General features: G+C 45.5%; 19 protein-coding genes, 1 pseudogene and 1 other annotated feature. Of the genes and pseudogenes, 13 read left to right on the top strand and 7 right to left on the bottom strand.

Annotated features, from left to right (window positions below; translation table 11 throughout):
* The 3 genes and pseudogenes from DY78_RS16665 to DY78_RS13140 all read left to right on the top strand — a co-directional run.
* Positions 1–263: pseudogene (locus DY78_RS16665) on the top strand (hypothetical protein); the annotation flags it as partial.
* 331 nt (positions 264–594) lie between these two features.
* A complete protein-coding gene (locus DY78_RS13145) occupies positions 595–1,341 on the top strand; it encodes a helix-turn-helix transcriptional regulator (RefSeq protein WP_024624002.1) in 747 nt (248 codons plus the stop codon).
* A gap of 136 nt (positions 1,342–1,477) precedes the next feature.
* Positions 1,478–2,653, top strand: a complete 1,176-nt coding sequence (locus DY78_RS13140; protein WP_024624001.1) for a choice-of-anchor A family protein — start codon at positions 1,478–1,480, stop codon at positions 2,651–2,653.
* Positions 2,654–2,738: 85 nt separating this feature from the next.
* Here the strand turns inward: DY78_RS13140 and DY78_RS13135 are convergent, their stop codons facing one another.
* Positions 2,739–3,446, bottom strand: a complete 708-nt coding sequence (locus DY78_RS13135; RefSeq protein WP_056993530.1) for a hypothetical protein — start codon at positions 3,444–3,446, stop codon at positions 2,739–2,741.
* Here DY78_RS13135 and DY78_RS16895 point away from each other — a divergent pair.
* Positions 3,433–3,678 carry an LPXTG cell wall anchor domain-containing protein gene (locus tag DY78_RS16895; RefSeq protein ID WP_156404133.1) on the top strand — a complete coding sequence of 82 codons (246 nt, stop codon included), beginning with the start codon at positions 3,433–3,435 and terminating at the stop codon, positions 3,676–3,678. The two genes, DY78_RS13135 and DY78_RS16895, sit on opposite strands and share 14 nt — an antisense overlap.
* Positions 3,679–3,965: 287 nt before the next feature.
* On the opposite strand, the gene DY78_RS13130 is transcribed toward DY78_RS16895, so the two are convergent.
* Together DY78_RS13130 and DY78_RS13125 are read right to left on the bottom strand one after the other, a co-directional pair.
* Positions 3,966–4,697, bottom strand: a complete 732-nt coding sequence (locus DY78_RS13130) for a MurR/RpiR family transcriptional regulator (protein WP_024623999.1) — start codon at positions 4,695–4,697, stop codon at positions 3,966–3,968.
* 101 nt (positions 4,698–4,798) lie between these two features.
* On the bottom strand, positions 4,799–5,215 hold the full coding sequence (locus DY78_RS13125; protein WP_024623998.1) for an Lrp/AsnC family transcriptional regulator: 417 nt from the start codon (positions 5,213–5,215) through the stop codon (positions 4,799–4,801).
* Between the two features lie 434 nt (positions 5,216–5,649).
* Here DY78_RS13125 and DY78_RS13120 point away from each other — a divergent pair, with 434 nt between their 5' ends.
* From DY78_RS13120 to DY78_RS13090, 7 genes are all read left to right on the top strand, one after another.
* Positions 5,650–6,804, top strand: a complete 1,155-nt coding sequence (locus DY78_RS13120) for an RNA-guided endonuclease InsQ/TnpB family protein (protein ID WP_024623997.1) — start codon at positions 5,650–5,652, stop codon at positions 6,802–6,804.
* A gap of 193 nt (positions 6,805–6,997) precedes the next feature.
* Positions 6,998–8,524, top strand: coding sequence for an ABC transporter permease/substrate-binding protein (locus DY78_RS13115; protein WP_024623996.1), 1,527 nt, complete (start codon positions 6,998–7,000; stop codon positions 8,522–8,524).
* Positions 8,525–9,493, top strand: a complete 969-nt coding sequence (locus DY78_RS13110; protein ID WP_024623995.1) for an ABC transporter ATP-binding protein — start codon at positions 8,525–8,527, stop codon at positions 9,491–9,493.
* A gap of 18 nt (positions 9,494–9,511) precedes the next feature.
* Positions 9,512–10,843 carry a dihydrolipoyl dehydrogenase family protein gene (locus tag DY78_RS13105; RefSeq protein WP_024623994.1) on the top strand — a complete coding sequence of 444 codons (1,332 nt, stop codon included), beginning with the start codon at positions 9,512–9,514 and terminating at the stop codon, positions 10,841–10,843.
* A 170-nt stretch (positions 10,844–11,013) separates the two neighbouring features.
* Positions 11,014–11,229 carry a type II toxin-antitoxin system RelB family antitoxin gene (relB, locus tag DY78_RS13100; RefSeq protein ID WP_024623993.1) on the top strand — a complete coding sequence of 72 codons (216 nt, stop codon included), beginning with the start codon at positions 11,014–11,016 and terminating at the stop codon, positions 11,227–11,229.
* Positions 11,229–11,507 carry a type II toxin-antitoxin system RelE family toxin gene (locus DY78_RS13095; protein WP_024623992.1) on the top strand — a complete coding sequence of 93 codons (279 nt, stop codon included), beginning with the start codon at positions 11,229–11,231 and terminating at the stop codon, positions 11,505–11,507. Before relB ends, DY78_RS13095 begins: the two co-directional genes overlap by 1 nt.
* A 219-nt stretch (positions 11,508–11,726) precedes the next feature.
* Complete coding sequence (locus tag DY78_RS13090; RefSeq protein WP_024623991.1) at positions 11,727–12,125, top strand: hypothetical protein; 399 nt, start codon at positions 11,727–11,729, stop codon at positions 12,123–12,125.
* Between the two features lie 243 nt (positions 12,126–12,368).
* Here the strand turns inward: DY78_RS13090 and DY78_RS13085 are convergent, their stop codons facing one another.
* The 4 genes from DY78_RS13085 to DY78_RS13070 form a co-directional block, all read right to left on the bottom strand.
* A complete protein-coding gene (locus tag DY78_RS13085; protein WP_029778803.1) occupies positions 12,369–12,989 on the bottom strand; it encodes a sugar O-acetyltransferase in 621 nt (206 codons plus the stop codon).
* The gene (locus DY78_RS13080; protein ID WP_024623989.1) at positions 12,979–14,130 is read right to left on the bottom strand and encodes an MFS transporter; all 1,152 of its coding nucleotides are present in this window, start codon (positions 14,128–14,130) and stop codon (positions 12,979–12,981) included. Before DY78_RS13080 ends, DY78_RS13085 begins: the two co-directional genes overlap by 11 nt.
* Positions 14,131–14,133: 3 nt before the next feature.
* Positions 14,134–14,925, bottom strand: a complete 792-nt coding sequence (locus DY78_RS13075; RefSeq protein WP_024623988.1) for a Cof-type HAD-IIB family hydrolase — start codon at positions 14,923–14,925, stop codon at positions 14,134–14,136.
* A gap of 70 nt (positions 14,926–14,995) precedes the next feature.
* A complete protein-coding gene (locus DY78_RS13070) occupies positions 14,996–15,868 on the bottom strand; it encodes a helix-turn-helix domain-containing protein (RefSeq protein ID WP_024623987.1) in 873 nt (290 codons plus the stop codon).
* 177 nt (positions 15,869–16,045) lie between these two features.
* On the opposite strand from DY78_RS13070, the gene DY78_RS13065 reads away from it, so the two are divergent.
* The gene (locus DY78_RS13065) at positions 16,046–16,858 is read left to right on the top strand and encodes a Cof-type HAD-IIB family hydrolase (protein WP_024623986.1); all 813 of its coding nucleotides are present in this window, start codon (positions 16,046–16,048) and stop codon (positions 16,856–16,858) included.
* Between the two features lie 55 nt (positions 16,859–16,913).
* Positions 16,914–17,202 (top strand) — a binding site (T-box leader).
* Between the two features lie 138 nt (positions 17,203–17,340).
* A complete protein-coding gene (brnQ, locus tag DY78_RS13055) occupies positions 17,341–18,720 on the top strand; it encodes a branched-chain amino acid transport system II carrier protein (protein WP_024623984.1) in 1,380 nt (459 codons plus the stop codon).
* The last annotated feature ends 28 nt before the right edge of the window (positions 18,721–18,748 follow it).

Genomic DNA, 18,748 nt, shown 5'->3' with positions numbered 1-18,748 from the left:
AGCTGATCTTTTTTGTCCGAACAGCGTTCGGATTAATTTTACAATCTACCAAAAAAGCAAAAAAAATCAGTCTGTTTCAAGCATTGGCGGTTGTAAGTCAATTTATGCAAGTTATGATACCAGACAATGCTTTGCATACGGATTTTGGTCGAAAGTTGACTCGTGATATTTGGCGAACTACTTTTATGCGGGAAAATGAATACGAGCAAACCGAGATTTGGAAAAACTGGATGATTTCGGTGCACCGAGTATTAAACGGATAGTATTTATTGTGATTCGCAGCCGGACGCATAACCGTTCAGTAGGATGTTAATTGTTGACCACTCGGTATACTAAATCATCAGCCGGCTTGATTTTTGAGTTGGTTAATATCCGATAGTTTTAATAGGATAAAAACTGCTACGATGAGTTTATATCCTGTTATAATACAAGCTATGGCTGATTTAGATTGACATACAGTTGACGAATCAGTTGGGTCGGCATTGGTTGAGCTAAAAAGTCGAACTAGCATAATTATTCTGATAAAATAACCCCAGTTAATTTCATTGGCATTCGTGCACCCATCACAGATGAAACTAGCGGAGGCAAATTAACATGATGAATAAGCTGCTTTATACGCGTTATTTAGGTCAACTAAATAACTATGCCCATCAGGCACCTAACAAGAAGGCCCTGATTTTACTAGGTTACATTCAGCGTGACTTTATTCAGTATTATCGCCATGCTGAGTTTGATGCGGGAATCACCTTTATTGATAGTAATATTCAACATAACCGTCACTTATTAAAAACGTTGACTCAAGAGCAAATGATTGCGCAGTTACACAGTTTTGTGGATGATTTGGCACATGAAGGAATTCAAAATCACGTTGAAATCTATCCGTTTATGGCGCTACAACAACGCTATCATGCCCAATTAAGAGCGGCTACGATGGTCGATTACCAGCTATGGGTGCGGACAATTGTGCATGACTTTGGTCAGTTGATGACCGTTGATGGGTTATCGTTTAGCAACCGATTAGAGTCTACTCTGGATATCATTTATTATATTAACGCGCATTTGTATGAGAAACTCACCGTCAAAGATGTGTTACAACATGCCAGTCAGTATTGCAATCCGGCCAAAGCCCAGCGCGATTTTAGTCATGAAATGAAGATGTCAATCAGTGATTTTATTACGGTTCAACGGATGCAAGAAGCGCAACGATTGCTAGTAAAAACTGATGATGCCATTAAAGATATTGCTAAAAAATTGAACTTCTATGATTTAAATGATTTTTCAAAACGGTTTAAACGCAAAATTGGAATGTCACCAATGGCTTACCGTAAAGAGTATCAATAAACATTGTGATAAATTAGGCTAATTTAATCGAAATAAATCCTAAAAAACATTCGTAATTTCAGCAGACACGTATAATTGGCGTCTGATGGGAGCACGGGTGTTTTTTTGAATCGATTATTTTAGGAGGACCGGTAAGATGAAGAACGTTTTTCGGTGGCTTATGCTGATTTTTATGGCTTGCTTTTTCGGCATTGTGATTAACCAACCAGTGCCAGGACACGCGACCGCAATTAGTAGTGCCAATACGACAACGATGACTGTTGCCGATCAGTCACAATTTATCGACACCGCAATTAAGCTTAATACAGCGGATTACTTAGCAACTTACAGTCAACAGCACGGGCCAGCCGCCACGGTAGCGATGACGCAAGCCTGGTTACAGACCTATCGCCTGATGGCCTTGACGGGGATTAATTTATTAAACACGGAATTTACTGGGAGCGTGGCGACCTTTAGTGGCGGCCTCACTTCCACCAATGGGCGGGCCACGATTCAAAATGGGACCGATTCAACTTGGGGGTCAATTATTAATGGTGGCGTTGCGATTGAGAATAACCATCTGATTTTTGACCAAGTGAATTTATTGACCGACCAGCTTTTGGAAAATCAAGCCATGGATTATCAAAATCCGCGGCCGACTGGTAATGGGGCGATTGACGGGCTGGAAACTGGTCAGCAGACTCAGGCGGAAACGTTAAGTCCCATTGCGATTCAACAAGCGATGCAGGCCATTGCCGATTATTATAATGGGATGATTGCCGGTCAGACGGCGTTTGATGTGGCGGGAGCCTACGGTAATTTTAATAAAACGATGATTGGTCAAGCGGGTACGTTAGACGCCGGGGTGGCTGACGGCAAGCATTATTACATTGTGAATATCGATGCGAGTCACTTACCTAATTTGCAAACGACGGGCTTTGATGACAATGATGTGTTGATTTATAACGATGTCAGTAAAAGCGATACCGTCACGTTGAGCGGCGGCTTTACAGCGAATGGTGGCCAAATTATTTGGAATTTCCCAACGGCCACTAAAATCAACAATACGACTAAAATAACGGGTCGGATTTTAGCCCCCAATGGTATTTTGCTCACGAATCAAAACGTGGACGGGGCCAATGTGATGCAATACGGGAGTGGTTATAGCAATTCGGCTCACGCAGCCATCGTTGCCAAACCAAAGATGACTTATCCGGTCGGTGAAACGATTAAAGATGATCCGTTAAGTTATTTGCAACTGATTGTCACCTCAGCCGGAAAAGTAGTACAGCCCCGGATGATTTTCAAAAGTTGTATGCCGATGGCGAGTTAACAGTCACTATTCAATCAGCTGATGGCACCAAAACTTATGCTTCGTTAGCCGATTTGCCAACTGACACCGCGCAAGACAATATCTATCAAGTGATATTCAAGCTTGGCAAGGCGCAAGCGACGACGTGGATTTCACTCAACGATACGAGCGGTGGTAACCCGGGCGAAAGTTCCAGTGAATCTTCGACAAGTTCGAGTGAGAGTTCTAATTCTAGTGAATCTTCAAGTAGTTCAAGTGAGAGTTCCAGTTCTAGTGAATCTTCAAGCAGTTCAAGTGAGAGTTCCGGTTCTAGTGAATCTTCAAGCAGTTCGAGTGAAAGTTCAAGTTCTAGTGAATCTTCGAACAGTTCAAGTGAAAGTTCAAGTTCCGGTGAATCTTCTAACAGTTCAAGTGAAAGTTCAAGTTCTAGTGAATCTTCGAACAGTTCAAGTGAAAGTTCAGACTCCAGTGAATCTTCAAACAGCTCAAGTGAAAGTTCAAGTTCCAGTGAATCTTCGAACAGTTCGAGCGAAAGTTCAAATTCCAGTGAATCTTCGAACAGTTCAAGTGAAAGTTCAGACTCCAGTGAATCATCAAACAGTTCGAGTGAAAGTTCAAATTCCAGTGAATCTTCGAACAACTCGAGTGAAAGTTCAAGTTCCAGTGAATCTTCAAACAGTTCGAGCGAGAGTTCAAATTCCAGTGAATCCTCGAATAGTTCAACTACGGACCCTAATGGATCTGCCAGTAGTTCAAATGCAAGTTCAGTGAATAGTGGGGCATTAACAGATACACTTGCCATGAACGCCGTCACGAGTAGTCACCCCAATAGTGGCAATCATCGGACAAGTGCCACGAACCAATCGCTTAGTCGCGTGCTTCACGGACCATTTACTAAGCAAGCTGTCCACTCGAAAACATTGCCACAGACGAATGAGGTTAAAGCTAATTGGCTCAAGTGGTTTGGCCTTACGGTACTAGTGATTTTGATTGGCGTGATTAGTTTTGCACGCTATCAACAATCACGACACAATAATAGACATTAGTAGTTGGGCAGCGAGAAAACGACACTTTTAGCGCCGTACCCGGACTTGAAATAAACGAACAAGAGCCTGCAAATGGCGTTTGCTAGCCAGCTAACGGGTTCGCGTGTTGGGATATCAACTGGTCGAGTGCGGCATCATTTGGCGCACGTTTTGGCCACAAAAACAGTAAAAAATGAATGGTACCTGATGATTTCAATCTTATCAGGTACCCATTTTTCTATGTTTAGTCTGTTTAATTGTCTTAGTCGATGGTCAGCAATCATGGTCATTACAACCCGCAAGATACGCTAAGCTTCACTCTGAACACGGTTGGCTAAAACGATTAATTGTTCAAAGGCATTTAAGGTATCGCCATAAAAGGTAGTGTATTCAACGTTAGCGCTATCGTCGGGGCGGCCGTCGCGGATTTCAATCGGTAAGTCGGACCGTTTCGCTACGGTGCTGCTGATGTTAGCGGTAAATGAAATCACGTGGCCGTTGGCTTGTTTAGCTTGGTCGATTTTTTGTAAGCAGGCGAAGTTTTCACCGGAACGCGACAAGACGATTAAGGTCAAGGGGCGTTCGCCGGTATAGACGAAGGGGATGTCGAGCCCGTTTAATTGAGTGGCGTCGTAGTGGTTAACGAGTAATTTGCGATAAAAGTAGCCGGAAATAAACGTGTTGAAACCTTCCCCATATAAGTAAATGCACGTTTCCGGTGCTAAATATTTTTGCAAGCGCGAACGCAAAATCGTGTGATTGACGTTACTTAAATGCGATAACGTCGTTTCATTGATCACACTAGTTTCAGTATCTTGCTTTTTGGCGTGATAAATCATCTCACTGTAGCCGCTAAATCCGAGTCGTTTGGCCAAGCGTTCAATCGCGGACGGCGAGGTGAAGTGGCGCTTAGCTAAGGTCCGAATCCCGTTTTGTTGGACGGCGTTTGGATCTTCTAAAATGTCAGTCAAAAGCTTTTTTTCCGCCGGTGTTAAATCAGTATTCTTAAAAATACGTTCCACTTGAAATATTTTTGGCATGGTCAATCCCCCCATTAAATGGCCCAGTTTCAAAGTTAAGCATACGAACATTTAACCCTAGTGTCAATCAAAAAGGAAACGTTTTCTTAGTGAATAAACCGTCAGTCTAACTCAGCTAAGACATCGATGACTTGGTAGGCCGCCACTGCGTTTAAAGCAGTCAAAAATGGGTTTAGGGTGGCCCGACTAGTAAAGGCTGCTTCAATTAAATAGTTCATCTCACCAGCCGTGCGGTAATGATGGCGCAGGTTGTTACGGTAGTGTTTAATGAAACGTAAGTAAGCGGGATATTTTTCAGCACGGACGGCAGCCTGAATGAACACTTGCCGGTCGTAACCAAGCTTTTCCAGATTGGTTTCAATCGTATAGCGTTGAATGACGCCCGTTGCTTGGAGCCGGTCGACACGCGCAGTGACTGCTGGGGCGGTCAAATGAACTTGCTTGGCGAGGGTCGTCATCTTGATGCGGGCATCGCGGTTAAGCTGTTTTAAAATTTGTTTGTCAGTATTATCGAGCATGTGAACACCTAGTTTTTTAAAGTATTTCAGCCATAAGACTTTCTTTTTAATATTAACAGGTTTTAGCAAATACGGTACGCTAGTTACATAGAACTTTTGTAGTTACATTTCTTGTGAAAATCGAGAGCGTTTTACTGCGGTTTTTTAATTGGTTATGCTACGCTTGAAATCATTAAGGAAAGATTCGGAGAGAGAGTAATTGTTCCTTAAAATGTAGGAAAATAGTCATAACTTTAGAAAAATAACAAGGAGATAAGTTATGGCTAATTCATCTAGTATCGTGAAAGTTGTCGGAGTTCGTTTTTTGTATGTTATTGGTAAAGTTTATATTATTTTTGTAAACGAGAACATTTGTTCGAACTAGTGGAGTATATTAGAAGCGTAATGAATCAGTCGTATTCATTACAATCCAATATATCGAGTGGTGAGAAAAAATGATTCGGACACAAAAAGTTAAACTTTATCCCAATAGTCACATGAGGCAAGCATTGCTCGCTCTATGTGATTATCGACGTTACTGTTGGAATCAGGCTTTAGAAACTTGGAATAACATGTATGATGCTTATTGTGTGAATAAAATAGATAACCGTAGACCGAATAAATTGCGTGTTCGCGATGAGTTAGTTGCTAATAAGTCAGAATGGCAATATGGGCTATCATCACGCACATTGCAGTTGGCAATTACCGATTTAGGAGTTGCATGGGATGACTTTTTTAATGAGGAGTTACCTGATTGGGGTAAACCTAGATTCAAGTCTAAACGTGCACCACGACAGGGCTTTAAAACTGATCGTGCTAAATTGGTAAAGGGAAAATTGAGACTTGACAAGCCACATGGTGTCGCCAATTGGTATGATATTCGTTTCAATAAGCATGTTGACTTAGCGGGTACTCTCAAGACCGTGAGTATCTACTGTGAAAATGGCGTGTTCTGGGCTTGCTTGAACTTTGAGATTACCGTTGAACGCAAATGCAAGACTAAGCAAATTACCGCAGTCGACGTTAACGTTGGCCATTTTAATTATACTGAAGGCGTTGTCAGAGTTATTCCCAAGCGACTAAAAAGATTATACGAACAAATTAAGTATTATCAACGTAAACTTGCACATAAACGTGTCGTGAATGGAAAAAAAGCAACAAGTACGATAAGTTATCGAGTAATGAGAGCCAAGTTGCAACAAGCTTATCGGAAAGCTACCAATATCCAGCATGACCTAATGCAAAAGTTCACCACTAAATTGGTTATCAATTTTGATACGATCGTAATTGAAGATTTAGCGGTTAAGAAAATGCAAATGACGCATGTGGCCTCAAAAGGGTTGCATCGCTCAATGTTTGGTTATTTTCGGCGACTGTTAACTTATAAATGCGATTGGTATGGTAAAAAATTGGTGTTGGCTGAACAGTCCTATCCTTCCACGCAACGTTGTTCGCAGTGTGGTTACGTCAAACAAGGACTGGAAAAAATAACTTTGCGTGGTAATGCACTTCATGGTACTAGACACGATCAATATGAATGTTATCAATGTGGTGCTAAGTTGAACCGCGACGGTAATGCCGTAGCCAATTTATTAGCACTCGCTAAATAACGAAACAACGGGGCTGGCTAGGCCCTTAAACTCACCTAGTTGGTCAATGTGCCTTACCAAGTCTGGTATCGTCAGAACACCAATGTTATGACGGGAGCAAGCCAAAACAAAGAAAGGAAATATGCAATCTTTCTGAATGTGGAAGAACGGAACGTTTTTCTGCATTTATCCATGTTTTGCATAGCAGGCTGTAATGAACACTTTAATACAGACATTTATGGAGCGGCGCGGGGATTTATTAACCGCACTGTGGCAACACTTAGGCATCTCCATTGCCGCTTTAGTTATCGCGATGATGATTGCGATTCCGTTAGCCATTTGGGCCGTCCGGCGACCAAAGTGGGCGGAAGGATTATTGCAATTGACGAGTGTCTTGCAAACTATCCCGTCGCTGGCACTTTTGGGGTTATTGATTCCGCTGGTCGGGATTGGGACGGTCCCGGCCGTCATCGCGTTAGTCATTTACGCGTTATTGCCGATTTTTCAAAATACGTATCTCGGAATCTCAGAAATCGACGCCTCCATTGAAGAAGCTGCCGATGCCTTTGGGATGTCGCGGTTACGCAAGCTATTCAAAGTCGAATTACCGATTGCGATGCCGCAAATTATTTCTGGGATTCGGACTGCGTTAGTGCTCATTATTGGGACGGCCACGTTGGCTGCTTTGATTGGGGCCGGGGGTCTGGGGACGTTTATCATGCTTGGGATTGACCGTAATGATACGTCACTATTATTGATTGGGGCAATTTCGTCAGCGTTACTCGCCATCTTATTGAGTGCGCTCGTGCGTTGGTTCCAAACGGCCAAGCCGAAACAAGCGTTGACCGTGTTTGCGGCCATTATCGTCTTACTTGGTGGCGGGGGCGCGTACAGTGTTTACGCTAACCGGACGGAAACGATTACGATTGCCGGGAAATTAGGGTCCGAACCTGAAATCCTCATCAATATGTATAAAGATTTGATTGAAGCTAATGATTCCCATGTGAAAGTCACGTTGAAACCGAATTTCGGTAAAACGACGTTCCTATTTAGTGCGTTACAACATGACCAAATCGACATCTATCCAGAATTTACGGGGTCGGTGTTGGAAACGTTAGTTAAAGGGAATAATCCGAAAAGTATGACGGCCGCTGAAACGTACCGCCTGGCCAAACAACGCCTCGCGAAACAAGATCAGATGGACTTGTTACAACCGATGAAATATAACAATACGTACGCGTTGGCGGTGACGAAGAAGTTTAAAAAAGCTCATCATTTAGAAAATATCAGTGATTTGAACGGGGTCGAATCTATTTTGAAACCGGGGATGACGCTAGAATTTATTGACCGTAACGACGGGTTAAAAGGGTTGAAGAAGGCCTATGGGTTAGATGTGACCGCTAAGTCGATGGAACCAGCCTTGCGCTATGAAGCTATCAGTAAAGGTCGGATCAACTTGGTGGATGCTTACTCGACGGACAGTGAGTTACGGCAATATAACTTAGCGATTTTGAAGGATGATAAGCATTTCTTCCCAACGTATCAAGGCGCGCCATTGATGAAGCAGAGTTTTGCCAACAAGCATCCTAAAGTTGTCCAAGCTTTAAACAAGTTGGCGGGGCATATCTCAGAAACTGATATGCAAGAAATGAACTACGAAGTTAATGTGCAAAATAAGTCGGCGGCCACGGTTGCCCATAATTATTTAGTCAAACACGGTTTGTTAAAGGAGGGAAACTAGATGACTAGCGCAATTGAGTTTCAACATGTGCAAAAAGATTTTAATGGTCAGACGGTGATTCCTGACTTGAACTTAACGATTCAACAAGGCGAGTTGTTTGTCTTAGTGGGCACCTCCGGGAGTGGTAAAACCACTTCTTTGAAAATGATTAACCGGCTCGAACCGCTTACCCAGGGCAAGATTTTAGTGAACGGCCAAGATACGACGACCGTGCCGGTGCGCGAATTGCGCTGGGACATGGGCTATGTGCTCCAACAAATCGCGTTGTTTCCGACGATGACGGTGGCCCAAAATATTGCCGTCATTCCGGAAATGAAAGGCACGCCAAAAAAAGAAATCGCGCAAACGATTGATGATTTATTAACGGAAGTCGGCTTAGATCCAGCCGTGTATCGCGACCGGATGCCTAGTGAATTATCCGGTGGGGAACAACAACGGATTGGCATTTTACGGGCGTTAGCTTCCAAGCCGGCCACCGTTTTGATGGATGAACCCTTTAGTGCGCTCGACCCGTTGTCACGCCAACAGTTACAAGATTTAGTGTTGTCGTTACACGAGCGTTATCACAATACCATCGTCTTTGTGACCCATGATATGAGTGAAGCGTTGAAGTTAGGCCACCGCATCGGCATTATGCGCCACGGTGAATTGCTGCAAGTCGACATCCCGAGTGCGATTGCCCAGCATCCCGTGAATGATTTTGTCCGCGATTTCTTTGGGGCAAGTCGGGCTAAAAATGTGTATGACGTTTATATTGGCCGCGTTGGCTTAGTCCAAGGTTATCTGGCCGATCAACCTAGTGTGGCCGCGGGTAAGATTCAAACGCTCGATACGCAAGCGACACTCCGGACGGCGTTTGAAGCGTTGACCACGCATGATTATGTGGCCGTAACGGAAGATGATGAGGTGCAAGGCTACTTGGACCGCCAAAAGATTATGGGTTATTTGAGTGAACACGAAGAAGTTTAGTTGAAAGGGGACGATTGCATGGTTAAACAATATGATGTCGCAGTAATTGGTGGGGGCCCTGCCGGAACGGCCATGGCGTATGGCTTGGTCGCTAAAGGCAAAGCAGTCGTGATTATTGAAGCAGATTTGTGGGGCGGAACTTGTCCGAACCGCGGCTGTGATCCTAAGAAGATCTTGTTGAGTGCCGTCGAAGCTAAACAAGCTAGTGCGCATTTACAAGGCCACGGGTTAACCGGGGTCCCAACTGTTGATTGGCCAGCCTTGATGGCGACTAAACGCGGTTATACGGACGGTATCAACGATGGCACCTTACATGGCTTAACGGGTGCTGGTATCGACACGTTGCATGGTGAAGCTTATTTTCAAGCGGATGGTCAGCTGACGGTTGATGGCGAAGTCGTGACCGCAACTGATTATGTGATTGCCACGGGTCAACGCCCGGCCATTTTACCCATCAAAGGTCATGAATATTTCCAAACGAGTACCGACTTTTTAGATTTGGATACCATGCCTAAACGGGTCACTTTCGTTGGTGGTGGCTACGCAGGCTTTGAACTGGCAACCATTGTCCGAGCGGCAGGCGCTGAAGTCCACTTGATTCATCATAATGACCGGCCGCTCAAGGCGTTTGATGCCAAAATGGTTCAGGCGTTGATGGCCAATTTGACGGCGCAAGGGGTCGTCTTTGACTTAGGCGTCGACTTGACCGCCATCACCAAAGCAGCGGACGGCTTACATTTGCAAGCGCCTGACTTTGACCTAACGACGGATTTGGTCATTAGTGCTGCTGGCCGACTCCCTAACGCCGATCACTTAGGCTTGGAAAACGTCGGGGTGACGTTCAATCGTCATGGCGTACAAGTCAATGGCCACTTGCAAACGGCTAATCCGCATATTTATGCGATTGGTGACGTCAGTGATACCCCCGTCCCGAAGCTCACGCCAGTTGCGGGTTATGAAGCCCGCTACTTAGTCGATGAGTTGACTGATTCGAGTGCGGCAATCAGTTATCCGGTAGTGCCGACCCAAGTGTACGCGGCCCCGAAATTAGCCCAAGTTGGGTTAAGCGCTGAGTTGGCGGCACAACAGCCGGACCGGTATACGATTAATGATTTGGATATGACGGCATGGTTCAGTTATTATCGGGTTCAGGCGCCGCAAGCATTAGCCAAAGTCATGGTTGAAAAGGCCACCGGTTTAGTCGTTGGCGCCAGTGTCTTGAGTGATATTGCTGATGAAATGATTAACTATTTAACGCTATTGATTCAACAAAAGATTACGTTACCGGCGTTGCAGAAGTTAGTATTGGCTTATCCAACGCCCGCTAGTGATTTGCAGTATTTGTATTAGCAATAATTTCAGCTGCTGCGGTGACTGAGTCAAGTCTACGTTGAAGATTAGCCAAAGTTTGGTGATGTATGATCGCCGACTCCCATTTATTTTCGAATTGAAATTTTCAGACATTTTAGGCATTAAACAATCGCCTTCCGTGCTATAATTGCGAAAAGGAGGCTTTAACTATGACTGTAACTGCACTGCGTTTTAAAGATGATCAGTATGAAGCAATCAAAAAGCTAGCTGAATTTAATGGTGTCACTGTACCAACTTTTATGCGCCAAACGATTTTAGAACGATTGGAAGATGAGCAAGATTATCATGATGCGCTTGTAAATCTTCGTGAAAGCCATGGTGAGACGGTTAGTCGGTCAGAAATCAAACGGCGTTTAGGTATGTAATGGCAGTATATACTTGGGATTTTAGTAAAAAAGCTGAAAAAGACTTTGAAAAACTAGATATTCAAGTTCAAAAAAGAATAGTAAAGTGGTTAGATAGTCATATTGAAGGTGCCAGTAATCCAAGAATTTGGGGAAAAGTGCTTGAAGGTGACTTAGGGACCTTTTGGCGTTATCGAATTGGCAATTATCGACTTGTTACCCAAATTAATGACCGTGTTCTTGAAGTTGTTGTCGTTAAGGCTGCAAAACGAAATGATGTATATAAAAAACATCGATGAAGTGGAAAATTCAAAACTGACAAATAGTGTCAGTATACTAGGGTGGCTCACCATATATTGTTGTGGTGAGCTTTTTCGTTTGCCAAAATACACACTTATCGCGACGTTAAATCAACGAGTCTTACGTTAGTTCTTCAAATAAGCTTTCAAATTTGTGGGTTTGCTGTTTTACTGTCTGTGAATGGATAATAAAGCAAAAAATGCGGGTAGGTGAGCGGGATGCGACAATTTTGGCAATTGATTAAAGATTATTTGGCGGCTTTGCCGGTGTTTATTATCACGTTTTATTTCATCACGGCCGAACCAGATGGGAAGCTGATCGTTCATCTAACTGGCGTGAATAGCTGGCTAATCATCAGCTATCTCGCCGTTTATCCATTCGTCATGTCCTGGTATCCCCATTGGCGCAAAAATCGACTGGTCGTCCACTCTTATGATGCTCAACAGCGGTCCCATAATGCCTATCTCACTGGTTCGCGGCTCGCCGGAAAATTGGCATTGCAAGATGATCTGATGAACCTGGCCGTCTTTTGGTTCTGGCGTGGCCTGTTAATGGTGTTTGCGATGCCCATCGCGTTGAGTTACGGTGCTTGGTACTGGTATCACCACTGGGTTTAGATAAAATGAATTGCCGGTGCCAGTTAAATTGGTAATTGGGACAAAATATACTAAGATTGATTCAAAAATGGACACCTGATGAAGTTAGAATTTCAGCAGGTGCCCATTCAGTATCTTACTATTTTTTCCGAAACGTGTGACAAAAGGCAGTTTGTTCCGCTTAACCCGGCATCGGTAACCATGCCCAAAGCCCGGGCATAATTGTCGATGCCACGTTAATGCTCGCAAACTAACCGCCTTTTGTCACACTCTTTTGAGTAACTCAGGGTCAATCTGCCGGTCTTTAAAGTAATATTGCCGGTCATGGTCATTGATTGACCGTAAAACTTTAGCGGGATCGCCCACGGCAATGACGTTGTCCGGCAAGTCTTTCGTGACGACGCTCCCGGCGCCAATGACCACGTTGTCGCCAATCGTAATACCGGGCACGACAATTACACCGGCCCCGAACCAGCAATTTTTGCCGATGTGAATCGGGGCATTATATTGATAGCCTTGTTCGCGGAGTTCCGGTAATAGCGGATGCCCGGCCGTGGCTAAAGTGACGTTTGGACCGAACATCGTGTGGTCGCCGACATAGATGTGCGTATCATCGACTAAAGTTAAGTTGAAATTCGCGTAAACGCCCGCGCCAAAGTGTACATGATGGCCGCCCCAGTTCGAATGCAAGGGCGGTTCGATGTAACAGTTCGACCCGATTTCAGCGAACATCTGTGTCAATAAGATTTGACGCTTCGTTAATTCACTGGGGCGCGTTTGGTTGAAATCGTATAACTGGTCGAGATATTGAAATTGTTGTTTTTCTAAGGCCGCATCATTGGGTAAATACAGGCGACCGTCATGTAATTCTGGATTAGTGGACATCAGCAGGTTTTCCTTTCATGAATAAAGTGATAATGGCGATTAACGTTAAACAGCCGGTCGTCCAAGCTAAGACGTTGTTCGTCAAAGTCGCCGGACCAATTTGTCCGAGCGCGTTCCAGACGAGCGGGGCGGCGAAGGCACTAATAATGGTCGCCACCGTTAAGTAGCTGCTCAAAGTGTTGATTTGAGCGCTCGCCAAGCCTTGATTACTCGTAAATACTAAGTATGGTCCGGTATATGAGTAAATAAAATTGAAGAAAATGGCGGCTGCAATGGCTAACGGCGCACTTTTGGTCACCAAGAGGATGCCGCCGGATAGCGCCGCGCCGGCGTAGCCCAACGTCAACGTGAACCGGTGTAAATGCCGATGCAACTGGCCAAACGTCATTCCGGCGACAAAGCCACCGATATTCATGGCGGCCAGCGTCAAATTTAACACTTGGCTGGAACCGAGCTGTCGTTCCGTAAAGAGGCTCGGTAATTTTAATTGCACCCCGTAAATGAGCAAGTACGTCACAAACGTCAAACCGATTAAGCCCCACTGATAACGGGGCAACTGGGCATGGGCGCTCACCGTCGTTGTTGGCACGGCCGGTTCTGGAACTGTCCACCAGACGAGCCCAGCAATGACGGCCAGCACGGCGTACAACCAAAAGACGTGGTGCCAACTACTACCGATGAGGATGCCGGCTAAACTGAGTAAGACCGCGTTGCCCAATGCCGATAACCCCGTTTGATAACCGAGCAAGCGGGCCCGCTGCTCACCGTGATACGTGTGGGCAATTAAACTAATGGCGTGCGGGGAAAATAAACCAATCCCGAGACCTAAGAGTAAGCGGCTCACCATTAACCAGGCAAATGAGAGGTCCAACAACGGCCCACAACCCGCGATGGCGCTTAATAGTAAGCCACTGATGACGACTTTGCGAATCCCGAAACGAGCAGTCAGGCGAGGATTTGCCAATAAGGTGGCCAGGGCACTAAAGTTAGCGATGGTCACTACCAGTTCAATCCAGGTGGTTGCCACGGTTGGAAAGGCGGTCTTTAACGCCGGAATCACCCCGGTAATGACGGTCGAAATCGCACTGACCGTGGATAAGCTTAAAATACTAAGCGTCGTTAGTGGTCGTGGTTGTGCCATCGGCTAGTCCTCCAATAAGCGGTCGAGGTAAGTTAAAACGCCTTGTTTTTGATTGGTAATCGTTTGGTCATTGGCGACGGCTAACACATCCGGTTGGGCATTGGCCATTGCCACGCCTAACCCCACTTCGCGCAACATCTCCAAGTCATTTCCACCGTCACCAAAGGCGGCCATTCCACTTAACTCAATCCCTAAAATGTTTCCGAGTTCCGCCAAGCCGGTCGCTTTGTTGCGGCCGAGTTGAATGACATCAATATCGCCGTGACCGCTACTAGTTGGTTCTGCCAAGCCCGCTAAATCGGTCCGCAGTTGGTCAACGATGGCGGTCGTCTTTTCCGGTGGACAACTGATCGCGAATTTTAAGATTTGGTCGTCGACGCTTGCAAAGTCATCAACGACCGCTAAATGATGGTAGTAACGACGCATGTGGGTGACGTGTTGTGGGTCTAAAGTCGTTAACGCGTAGGCACTTTCCGCGCCACACACGAGTAGTTTTAAATCCGGAATGGCATTGATCTTCGCTAAAATCGTTTGAACAACGTCGGGGTCGAAAGCGTGGCAAGCGTAAACTTGCTGGGCATCGCGAATCAACGCACCGTTTTCCGCGACGTAAATCAAGTCTGGATAGGCGGGGAAAAATGACGTTAGTTGAAAGTATTGATTCCCACTGGCTACGACAAACTGGCGTTGTTGGGCCTGCATTTTAGCGTGTAACGCTTGGAATTTGGCGGCGTCGTAAGTCATATCGTTGCGTAAAAAGGTCCCATCCATATCAGTTGCAATTAATTTAATCATATTCAAAAAACTCCCTTATCGGCTATTTGCTAGTAGCTTAGCATGATGTTGCCAACCTTAAGGGACATTTTTAGAGGCAACTAGTATCAATTCGATGATATTTAGTAAAGGCATGCCGATATTCAGTCGGCGTTTGCCCTTTCCACGCCTTAAAGTTGCGGTTGAAAGTCTTGCTATTGGCAAACCCACAACTCGTGGCGATATAGTCAATCTTGCGGTCGGTTTCAAGCAATAAGCGGCGCGCATTCATCAACCGAATTAAGCGCAAGTAACGGTTAACGGACATTTGCACGTTCGTGTTGAACTGTTGGTTCAAGGTCGTTAAGGACACGTGATATTGCGCGGCTAACGTATTGCCGTTGATTGGTTCGGCATAGCGTTCATTGATGGCGTTCATGACCGTATCAATTAAGTTCAAATTAGGATTAACTTCGGGATTTTCACTCGGCAACATGAAATGCGCGCCTAATGCGGCTAAAATGCCGTAAAAGTGACTCAAAATGGCGAGCCGGGAAATCTCGGTGGTACCGGCATCCAATAAGTCGTGAATTGCAATTAAATGGTCGCGAATAGCCGCGTAGGCGCGGGGTTCCTTGGCCGCCGCAATCGGGCCGTTTAACGTGAGTTGCCAGTTGATACTCGTCGGCACTTGCTTTTGCAAAAACTCGTCGTCGATAATAATGCCGAACTCATCCCAGTCCGCTTGGTCGTCACCGGTGGCGCTGTGCACGACGCGTCGGTCAACCGACCATAAGTCGCCCGGGTGATATTGGCTGGTATGGCCGTCCGTGACGAATTTTAAATTTTTACCCGCGGCTAAGTAGTTGAGCTCCAAACCTTGATGCCAGTGGGGCGCAACGTCGATTGTCGTCAAGGGATCGTGTTCAAAGTATTTAAACGGCAGCCGGGGGATCGTTTGGACCGTTTCGTGTAAAATTTTCATGGTTAATAAGCCTTCTAATATTATTGATAAATTTATTATTGTTAAAAATGTGCTAATCCGCTTTCAAAAATCACCCTTTAAGTGCGGGTGACATGCTATATTGTTAGTAAAGCTAAAAGACGAACGGTTGCACTTCATTTAATTGTAACCGTATTCGTGAGGGAAAGGAATAATACTATGACAATTCGTTTAATTGCACTAGATATTGATGACACTTTATTAAACTCTGAGGGAAAATTACTGGCGAGCACGATTACCGCGGTCGAAAAAGCCGTCGCTCAAGGTATCAAAGTGGTCCTCTGTACTGGGCGCCCATTAGCCGGCGTGGCCCCTTATTTGAAAGCGCTCCATATTGATGGCGATGACCAATACGTCATCACGTATAATGGCGCGGTAATTGAATCGGTTGCGGGTTGGGTGGTTTCCAAGCACTTAGTTGATAACGCGGATTACCGTAAAATGACGGCGTTTGGTCAAGAACATCATGTGCCATTCAACGTGTTGGATGAAGATAGCAATATTTATACGGCGGACCGCGATGTGAACTGGGTGACGGTCGTGCAAGGTTGGGAAAATAAAGCGGGCCTGTTGATTCGTGATCCCGAAGAATTGCCGGCAGACTTTCAAATTACGAAAGGGTTGTTCGTTGGTGACCCCAAACAATTGGATGCCGTGGAACCCTTAGTTGAAAAAACATTTGGCGACCATTTATACGTCATTCGTGCTGGTGAATACTTCTTGGAATTGATGAATCCGGTTGTTAATAAGGGCCAAGCGCTCAAAGACTTAGCCAAGATTTTGAAATTAGATGCCAGTGAAGTGATGGCTTGTGGCGACGAAAAAAATGATTTACCAATGTTTGATTTTGTCGGCACCGCGGTAGCCATGGGCAATGGGAGCGATGAAGCTAAGGCGCATGCCAACTATGTGACCGGCACTAATGATGAAGGTGGCTTAGCGGCGGCGATTGAAAAATACGCGTTGAAATAAGCTTGACTTTTGCTGAAAATGAGTTTATGATTGCAATCATTAAAAATGAATGAGATAAAACGTGATGATCAGGAAAGTAGCGAACGAACCGTTTCAAGCGAGCCATTGGGTGGTGCAAAATGGCAGCGCGCAGTTTGTGAAAGTAACCTGGGAACTGCTAATGCGAGGTAACGAGTGTTGGCTGGTTTGGTACCCATTATTGTACCAACGTATCGCAGAGTGGTCGGAGCACCAGGTAGTTTTTGAGCATTGCCTAGGACCGGCGCCAATGCTGTACGTATTAAGCTGATGTGGCGCAAGTCCATCACAAGCCAAAGGTGGTACCACGCGTAAGCGTCCTTGGAAACTCAAACGAGTTTCTAAGGACGCTTTTTTTATCTCAGGAAAGGGGCGTTGGTCAATGTTATCTAGTCATGGCGGCCTCGTCCGAGTGCCACGGAAACTAAGTCGGATGTTGGTTTAGTTTTAAGGAGGTCACTTGGATGATGCAAAATCGTAATTTAACATTTAAACACTACTTAATTATTGGCTCGATGCTATTTGGCATGTTTTTTGGCGCCGGCAATTTAATTTTCCCAATTCATTTAGGACAATTAGCCGGCCATCAATGGCTGACAGCGGGACTCGGGTTCTTATTGACGGGGACGTTGTTACCACTGTTGGGCATTATTGCCATCAGTGTAACGCACAGCAACGGCATTTATGAGTTGGCCCGACCAATTGGCCGCCGCTATGCCACGGCGTTTATGGTGCTGACATGTGCCACTTTAGGACCGCTGTTCGCCACGCCCCGGACGGCCACGACCCCGTTTCAAATCGGGATTGCAAGTCACGTAAGCGCGAGTCAGGCGCCGCTTTACTTATTAATTTATTCGCTGATTTTCTTTAGCATCACTTATTGGGCATCCCGGAAACCAACCGCGATTGTTGATACGATTGGCAAATTGTTGAATCCCATCTTTTTGATTTTATTAGCATTGATTTTTGGGATTGCCTTTACCCGGCCACTGGGAGCGGCCAAAACAGCGGCGACGACGAGTGCTTATCAGCATAGCGCGTTTCTCAATGGTTTCTTACAAGGCTACAACACGATGGATGCGCTCGCAGCGTTATTGTTTGGGATTGCGGTTGTTACGGCGATTCGCGGCCTTGGTCAACGCCACCCCGCCGCGATTGCGAAAACGGCTGCTAAATCGAGTTTGTTGAGTATTTCGCTAGAAGCGTTAATTTATCTTGGCCTGATCTGGTTAGGTGCGACGTCGTTAACCCAATTCAAACTCTCCGCAGATGGCGGGATTGCTTTTTCACAAATTGCCAACGCCTTTTTAGGGGTTCCCGGCGAGATTATCTTAGCCATGATGGCGACTTTGACTTGCTTAACGACGGCGGTAGGCTTAGCGTCGTCATTTGCCGAAGCTTTACATGCCAAGTTTCCTAAAATCAGTTATTTAGCTTGGAATCGCTTGGCCTGTGGCGCGTCATTTTTAATTGCCAACATCGGCTTAGACCAAATTATTGCTTGGTCGACACCAATGCTAATGTTCTTATACCCCTTAGCAATTACGCTCATTATTTTATCGATTGCCTCGCCACTATTCCATCGCGATGCCGCTGTTTATCGTTGGACGACTGGGCTGACCTTGATTCCCGCCTTGTTGGATGCGCTGCGGTCAGCACCCGCGTTGATTGCGCAACAAAGTTGGGTCCAAGCACTCCTCGCCTGGGATACGAAATATTTACCATGGGCGGCACTGGGCATGGATTGGGTCGCCCCGGCGCTCACCGGCTTGTTGATTGGGCTCAGTTGGTATGGAATTAAGCGCACGTGGTTAGCCCGGACGTACAAAATGGATGAAAATTAAGGTGTATGATAGAGGGGTATTTAATTTT

The sequence above is a fragment of the Lactiplantibacillus fabifermentans DSM 21115 genome (assembly GCF_000498955.2).
In the GTDB taxonomy this organism is placed as follows: Bacteria; Bacillota; Bacilli; order Lactobacillales; family Lactobacillaceae; genus Lactiplantibacillus; species Lactiplantibacillus fabifermentans.
This window is presented reverse-complemented; position numbering and strand designations above follow the sequence as displayed.

Bases quoted from the DNA above. Each gene is read 5' to 3' on its own strand.
- DY78_RS13130 (WP_024623999.1), bottom strand. From the start codon at position 4,697: ATGCCAAAAATATTTCAAGTGGAACGTATTTTTAAGAATACTGATTTA.
- DY78_RS13070 (WP_024623987.1), bottom strand. From the start codon at position 15,868: ATGAAAATTTTACACGAAACGGTCCAAACGATCCCCCGGCTGCCGTTT.
- DY78_RS13080 (WP_024623989.1), bottom strand. From the start codon at position 14,130: ATGGCACAACCACGACCACTAACGACGCTTAGTATTTTAAGCTTATCC.
- DY78_RS13115 (WP_024623996.1), top strand. From the start codon at position 6,998: ATGAACACTTTAATACAGACATTTATGGAGCGGCGCGGGGATTTATTA.
- DY78_RS13085 (WP_029778803.1), bottom strand. From the start codon at position 12,989: ATGTCCACTAATCCAGAATTACATGACGGTCGCCTGTATTTACCCAAT.
- DY78_RS13120 (WP_024623997.1), top strand. From the start codon at position 5,650: ATGATTCGGACACAAAAAGTTAAACTTTATCCCAATAGTCACATGAGG.
- DY78_RS13090 (WP_024623991.1), top strand. From the start codon at position 11,727: ATGCGACAATTTTGGCAATTGATTAAAGATTATTTGGCGGCTTTGCCG.
- DY78_RS13145 (WP_024624002.1), top strand. From the start codon at position 595: ATGATGAATAAGCTGCTTTATACGCGTTATTTAGGTCAACTAAATAAC.
- DY78_RS13105 (WP_024623994.1), top strand. From the start codon at position 9,512: ATGGTTAAACAATATGATGTCGCAGTAATTGGTGGGGGCCCTGCCGGA.
- DY78_RS13065 (WP_024623986.1), top strand. From the start codon at position 16,046: ATGACAATTCGTTTAATTGCACTAGATATTGATGACACTTTATTAAAC.
- DY78_RS13095 (WP_024623992.1), top strand. From the start codon at position 11,229: ATGGCAGTATATACTTGGGATTTTAGTAAAAAAGCTGAAAAAGACTTT.
- DY78_RS13140 (WP_024624001.1), top strand. From the start codon at position 1,478: ATGAAGAACGTTTTTCGGTGGCTTATGCTGATTTTTATGGCTTGCTTT.
- DY78_RS13125 (WP_024623998.1), bottom strand. From the start codon at position 5,215: ATGCTCGATAATACTGACAAACAAATTTTAAAACAGCTTAACCGCGAT.
- brnQ (WP_024623984.1), top strand. From the start codon at position 17,341: ATGATGCAAAATCGTAATTTAACATTTAAACACTACTTAATTATTGGC.
- DY78_RS16895 (WP_156404133.1), top strand. From the start codon at position 3,433: ATGAACGCCGTCACGAGTAGTCACCCCAATAGTGGCAATCATCGGACA.
- DY78_RS13110 (WP_024623995.1), top strand. From the start codon at position 8,525: ATGACTAGCGCAATTGAGTTTCAACATGTGCAAAAAGATTTTAATGGT.
- relB (WP_024623993.1), top strand. From the start codon at position 11,014: ATGACTGTAACTGCACTGCGTTTTAAAGATGATCAGTATGAAGCAATC.
- DY78_RS13075 (WP_024623988.1), bottom strand. From the start codon at position 14,925: ATGATTAAATTAATTGCAACTGATATGGATGGGACCTTTTTACGCAAC.